Source organism: Streptomyces sp. NPDC006879 (assembly GCF_042869595.1).
Lineage (GTDB): Bacteria > Actinomycetota > Actinomycetes > Streptomycetales > Streptomycetaceae > Streptomyces.
The window spans coordinates 1-1159 of the sequence record NZ_JBIAGC010000117.1 but is presented as its reverse complement, the minus strand read 5'-3'; the positions used below and the strand labels follow the sequence as shown (position 1 = coordinate 1159).

At 70.3% G+C, this 1159-nt stretch carries 2 protein-coding genes; both read right to left on the bottom strand.

Annotation, left to right across the window (positions count from 1 at the left end; translation table 11 throughout):
* Nucleotides 1-40: 40 nt before the first annotated feature.
* Nucleotides 41-913 carry an IS3 family transposase gene (locus ACFYMC_RS29825; protein ID WP_388531306.1) on the bottom strand — a complete coding sequence of 291 codons (873 nt, stop codon included), beginning with the start codon at nt 911-913 and terminating at the stop codon, nt 41-43.
* Nucleotides 910-1159, bottom strand: a 250-nt coding sequence (locus ACFYMC_RS29820; protein ID WP_388531303.1) for a transposase, incomplete at its 5' end; no start/stop codon positions are given. The genes ACFYMC_RS29825 and ACFYMC_RS29820, both read right to left, overlap by 4 nt.

Sequence of the window (1159 nt, the reverse complement as noted above, 5' to 3'; positions counted from 1 at the left end):
TGAGCTTGCTCCGCTTTGACGGACACCCTCGTTGTGGTGGTCAGACCGCGAGTGTGGTCTCGTAGTCGGCGGGGCTGCGGTAGCCCAGGCTGCTGTGCAGTCTGCGTATGTTGTACCAGCCCTCGATCCATTCGAAGATCGCCGAGTGGGCCGCTGCCCTGCTCGGCCATGGTCGGGCGCCGGGCAGTTCGCGTTTGATCGTTGCGAAGAACGACTCGGCGAGCGCGTTGTCCCAGCACTGCCCGGTCCGGCCGACGGACAAGCGGACTCCGAACTGCATCGCCATCTCGGCGAGTTCACGACTCGTGTATTGGCAGCCGCGATCCGAGTGGAAGATCACCGGACCGTCGGGGCGGCGGCTGCGGCAGGCGGCCCGCAGGGCATCGGCGACCAGCTCGGTTCGCAGGTGGTCGGCGGTGGCCCAGCCGACCACGCGGCGCGAGGCGATGTCGATGACTGTGGCCAGGTAGAGCCAGCCCTGGTCGGTCGGGATGTAGGTGATGTCGCCGCACCAGCGGGTGTCGAGGGCGGTCGGGTCGGGCTGGAAGTCGCGCAGGACCAGGTCCGGGCGGGTGGCGGCGTTCGGGTCGGGGACCGTGGTGCGGTGGCGTCGCCTGCGGTGTCGGCCCTGGAGGCCGGCCTGGCGCATCAGCCGGGCGACACGACGACGGCCGCACCGGTCTCCGGCTTGCTGGAGGACGGCGTGGACACGAGGGGCTCCGTAGCTGCCCCGGGAGTCCGCGTGGACCTCGGTGATCCTCTCGGTCAGCTCGGCATCGCGGACCGCGCGGGGGCCGGGCTCGCCGCCGCGGCGGGCATAGAAGGCGGCACGGGAGACCTTGAGCAGCTCACACGCTCGTTTGACGCTGTGGCCTGCCTGCTTCTCCGCCTCGATGAACGGGTGCACCGTCACCGGGTCTCCTTCGCGAAGAAAGCCGTCGCACGCTTGAGGACCTCGACGTCCTCGCGCAGCCGGCGGTTCTCCCGCCGCAGCCGAGCCAGCTCCTCGCGCTCGTCGCTGGTCAAGCCCTCACGCTCACCGGCGTCAACCCCGGCCTGGGTGACCCACAGGCGCACCGCGGTCTCGGTCAGGTCGAAATCCTTCGCGACCTGACCGACCGACCGGTCACCCCGGCGGCACAGCTCGACGATCTCGGCC